The organism is Eubacterium sp. CAG:156 (assembly GCF_000434315.1).
Taxonomy (GTDB): Bacteria; Bacillota; Clostridia; order Lachnospirales; family Lachnospiraceae; genus Eubacterium_U; species Eubacterium_U album.
In genome coordinates this window covers 1494-6072 of sequence record NZ_FR878107.1, presented here as the reverse complement: position 1 = coordinate 6072, position 4579 = coordinate 1494, and the positions used below count along the sequence as shown (strand labels likewise).

General features: G+C 30.9%; 8 protein-coding genes. All 8 read right to left on the bottom strand.

Annotated elements, in window-relative coordinates:
* Nucleotides 1–125: 125 nt before the first annotated feature.
* On the bottom strand, nt 126–548 hold the full coding sequence (locus ABMA45_RS00165) for a GNAT family N-acetyltransferase (RefSeq protein WP_022087865.1): 423 nt from the start codon (nt 546–548) through the stop codon (nt 126–128).
* Between the two features lie 59 nt (nt 549–607).
* Nucleotides 608–1096, bottom strand: coding sequence for an NUDIX hydrolase (locus ABMA45_RS00160; RefSeq protein ID WP_022087864.1), 489 nt, complete (start codon nt 1094–1096; stop codon nt 608–610).
* A gap of 149 nt (nt 1097–1245) precedes the next feature.
* Entirely contained in the window at nt 1246–1680 is a 435-nt protein-coding gene (locus tag ABMA45_RS00155) for an NUDIX hydrolase (protein ID WP_022087863.1), read from the bottom strand.
* The gene (locus ABMA45_RS00150; protein WP_022087862.1) at nt 1677–2321 is read right to left on the bottom strand and encodes a zinc dependent phospholipase C family protein; all 645 of its coding nucleotides are present in this window, start codon (nt 2319–2321) and stop codon (nt 1677–1679) included. The genes ABMA45_RS00155 and ABMA45_RS00150 overlap by 4 nt, the downstream gene beginning before the upstream one ends.
* Nucleotides 2322–2375: 54 nt before the next feature.
* The gene (locus ABMA45_RS00145; RefSeq protein ID WP_022087861.1) at nt 2376–2813 is read right to left on the bottom strand and encodes a GNAT family N-acetyltransferase; all 438 of its coding nucleotides are present in this window, start codon (nt 2811–2813) and stop codon (nt 2376–2378) included.
* A gap of 85 nt (nt 2814–2898) precedes the next feature.
* The gene (locus ABMA45_RS00140) at nt 2899–3183 is read right to left on the bottom strand and encodes an ElyC/SanA/YdcF family protein (RefSeq protein WP_347996608.1); all 285 of its coding nucleotides are present in this window, start codon (nt 3181–3183) and stop codon (nt 2899–2901) included.
* Nucleotides 3184–3218: 35 nt separating this feature from the next.
* The gene (locus ABMA45_RS00135) at nt 3219–3641 is read right to left on the bottom strand and encodes an N-acetyltransferase (RefSeq protein WP_022087859.1); all 423 of its coding nucleotides are present in this window, start codon (nt 3639–3641) and stop codon (nt 3219–3221) included.
* Between the two features lie 419 nt (nt 3642–4060).
* Nucleotides 4061–4579 (bottom strand): hypothetical protein (locus tag ABMA45_RS00130; RefSeq protein WP_348029853.1); only part of this gene is annotated, 519 nt, incomplete at its 5' end.

Genomic DNA, 4579 nt, shown 5'->3' with positions numbered 1-4579 from the left:
TTTGTATTTTTAAAGAAGAGTATGTTTTTTTTATACAGGTGTCTATTTTTTACAAAAAACAAATCCATACAATTTTTGCCAATTATATACAATAAAAAATCACCCAATTTTTTCTCTTTTAGAATTTATTTCTTATATATTATCTTTCTCAACGCCGGACCACAATACTCGTGTGGAACAAGTTTAAATCCTTGTTTTATATAAAATTGTTCCTTTCCAACTTCTGCCAACAATTGTACACTTACACGACTTCCCTCACACATATTTTTTTCAATATACTCTAAAATTGAGTTCATGATTGTTGTACCTATCTTTCTACCCTGATATTCAGGTCTGACAACAACATCCAAAATAGTAAAATATATGCCGTCACCAACAACTCTTCCCATTCCTATTGCATTATCATTATAAAAAATTACAATTGAATAATATGAATTTTCCAAGGCTTTTTCCGCCTGTTCTTTACTCCAACTATTCCATTCTACTGATTTTCTAAGTGTATAATATGTTTCATAATTCAATTGATTTTCTTTTATTGTGTATTTCATAAATACTCCGTTATCTTATATTCCTTTACTCTCGTATGTTCACTACATAATATAATCAATTACAAATCTAATTTTTTAACAATCTCCAACGTTCTGCTTGAGGCTAGCTCATTCCCATCCAATTTAAACATTGTTTCCTTGTCTACCCATTTGTAACCAATTGTTTCTCCTTCCTGTAAAACAATCGAGTCCTTTTCAAAATCCGCCTCACACAAATATACTACATAAAATGAATGGTGGTCATGACGAACAGCACGCCCAATTTCCTTCATTTCACCGCTTAAGCCGGTTTCTTCTTTTAATTCTCTAACTGCTGCTTCTAACTCATCCTCTCCTTGTAACGCGGAACCTCCTGCAGTCAATTCCCATTTTCCGCCGTGATGTTTTCTAAAATCACGTTGCATTAGTAAATATGAGCCATCTGTATGCTTTACTACTATTTCACTTACAAGATGATACGCTCCATCAGGAATGGATTCGCCTCGAATCAATGTCTTATTTTCTATTTTATTAAAATTCTTATTGTATGCATCCCATAGTTCTGCCATTGTAGAACCTCCTTAATTTTAATTGTTTACATTACCCACTTCAACTCAGTAGGATATATTTCAATAACAAAATGTTCTTCCTCTATCTGCGTTTCCGGATGTGATTTTGCAATATCCAAATTGGAGTCCTACATATATTTGCTCTGCTCTTATAGATAACCTCTTTTCTTTGCTTCGCTAATTAACTTAGGTTGAATCAAAGGATATGTCCACTGGCGTATTAAGTCATCACTTAAAACTATCTTTTCAATTTCACTATGTATCTCCTCAAAAGAAAAAATCTCTGCTGCATAAAGCATTCCAAAAGATTCTTTTGTTGCATTATTATTCACACGCGTTTTTCCCTTTACTGAATATACACAAACGGGTTTTATGTTAAAATCTACAGCTCCTGTTTCTTCTTTTAATTCTCTTACTGCAGTATCTTCAATTTTCTCACCGGTTTCTCTGTGTCCTCCCGGTACTTCAAATGTATCTCTTTCTTTATGCTTGCAAAATACCCATTTACCATTAGATTTTGAAATAATAACAGCAAATTCAAGTAAAGAATCATCTATTTCATCATAAAAATTTACTTCAATCATCTCTTCCCTCTTTTCCATCTATAATCTTTTGCTACCAGAATAGATTTACCTTTTTTTACTGCTCTCAATTCTTCCAGCATCAAAGGCACATACTCTTCTATAAATTGGTCCAACATATTTTCCGTTACAAAAACTGTTTCACCCTGAGTTTTATCTGAAAAATCTCCTGCAAAATCTTTCAAAAATCCTTCTATTCTAAACTCTGCAATTTCCATTATTTTTTCTGAATCAAGATTAATTTTGTCCTGCAAAATATTTTGACAATTGTATTTACTAACTATATAAGAATTTAAAATATGATAATCGTTGTGTAACATTGAAACTTCTTCCTGACCTTTCGGTACTCTAAACTCATCCCTATGTATAAATTGTCTGTAAAAAACGTCTTCAACCAAATGCATATAATAGCCAAGATACAAGCTATCTTCATTAATCTGCCTGTCAAACTTCTCACTAAATAAGTTAAAATCAAAATATGTTGTTTCTTCTGTTCTATTGGCAACATGAGTTTTGTCTCTGTCCTTTAAATCCATATATGCATCAGGTATTATGCTTCCCAATAGAAATCTTTCTTTGCTTTTTAGTTCAATTTCTTTTGAAAAAATTTCTCCTAATAAATAATGTATTAATCTTTGTGCCATATTTTTCTCCTTATACTGCACTTGATAACCACCTAGCATCAAAATACTAATAGATTAAAGTTCTTTTCTCATAATACTATCTTCAATTTCACCATAACCATTCTTCGGATAAAACTTCCATGACTCAAACCATTGTTCTTTAGGTTTACCTAAGTGTACAAGCGTAGCATCTTTTCCATTTTTCTTAACGTATTCTTCTGCGGTAGTCAAAAGTTTAGTTCCTATGCCGTTGTGTTTTTGATTACATTTCACAAACAAACGATGAATATAACATTCATTGGAATTATCAATCATTCTCACACCTACACTTCCAATAACTCTGTCACTTTCATCTATGGCAATCCAAAACATTCCGCCATTATCCATATAACTTTTTTGGATATCTAACAAATCTTCATTCAGCCCTGGAACTCTTCCCAATGCATCTTTTGCTTCCAATATCATAAAAATAAGGTCATCTCTATACTTTTCTTCAAATGTAATTATTTTCATACTGTCTAACTAACCTGCACTTTCTTAATTGCTTCATTTGTCTTTCTTTTTTAATCTAACAACACTTTTATAAATACTCTATTTTTTATATAATTTCGAAATCGTCAATTTTGCCCTGTTTAACATAATCTATTATCTTCTCTACTTCCCCTATCGCTATAACTCGTCCTTTTTCATTCGTAAACCAGGTTGTTCTTCTTGTAGAATTATCTTCACCAGGCAAAGAAACTATATTAACACCATCATCTCTAAAAACTCTTTCTGCTATCATAATACTTCGTCTCATATGAAAAGAAGATGTCACGATTGCAATTTTTATACAAGTTTTAAGCATATTATTTTTAATCATTAATTCTCGAGATAATTTCATAATATGAAAAGCAAGTATGTCCTTCCAACCTTCTACTATTTCTTCCAACTCATAAGAAGTTCCTTTTCATTTGTATCATTATCAATACTTTCTGACTGAATCACAAAATCTTCTCTTTGATAAAATGAATTTGCTTTGTAATTTTTTTGGTACGCACTTAAATGCATTTCCTCTTTTAATTTCTTAACATAATTCAATAACTGTTTTCCTATACCTTTTGACCTCATATTCTTTTCAACAAAAATTCCTTCTATATAATCTTTGTTTAATCCTATAAAGCCACTTATTTTTCCTAAATTTTCATATACATATATTTCCGCCTGAGGAAGTATATCCTTAACCATTTCAAAATTATCCATCCAATATTTTTCTGGAATAAAGCTATGTACTTCTACATTTGAATCAAACCATATTTGCATAATTGATGGTAAATCATTTTCTCTGAATTTTCTAATCATATAAAGCCCTCATGTTTATAAAAGTATGTTTTTTATTTATGTCCCATTGCCACTCTTACTTCATATGTTTTTTCTTTACCTATTAACATTTATAATAATGTAAACGCCACCTTAGGCGCTGTTTGAGGACAATACGACGTTATAATATTTTCATCAACTACAACTGGATTATTTTCAACAATCACTCCATATTCAGCCAATTCAATTATATCCCTTATCTAGCCATATAAAATCACCTTCAAACTATATTTTTTCAATTATAGCTTGAAGGTGATTATTTTTAAAGTTACTATTAAATTTAATAGTGACTGTGATATCGGATGGAAAGGTGACCACATTGAAATCTGCCATATCGACAACTATGAAACTCTTAATGGAAATAAATTTGTTATTTAATTTCATTTTGCGGTTAAATAGTATTATTTTTTTGTCTTTACCTTTATCGTCTTGGACCAAATTCCACCAATTTTCTTATATCCTTTTAGAGTGGATACGTCAGTTGTAATACTATATCTTATGTAGTAAGTTGTGTTAGGCTTTAGCTTTTTAATTGCCCTAAGTCCACCACCCTTTTTATCCCATACAGTTTTAGCATTCTTAAATGATTTATTTGTTGAATATTGAACAATATCAACAGGTATCACCATTTTTTCAAAGGATATCTGTTTTTTCTTTATGTTAAGATGCTTCTTTTTCATCTTTGGTGGCCTGTTGTCCAACGAAAGAACTATCTGTGTAGCTTCGGTTGCTCCTGTTTTATAATTTGCTGCAATATTCACCAGAATAGTATTTCTGTTGTTTTTAAAATAAGATCTTTTGACAGTAATTGATGTTTTCTTATAATCGGTCTTTTTAAAGAAAGCTTTCGAGTTTTTCCCTATACCGGTATATGTAATGTTATAACCTGTACATCCAGAAGACTTCGACCATGACAATAC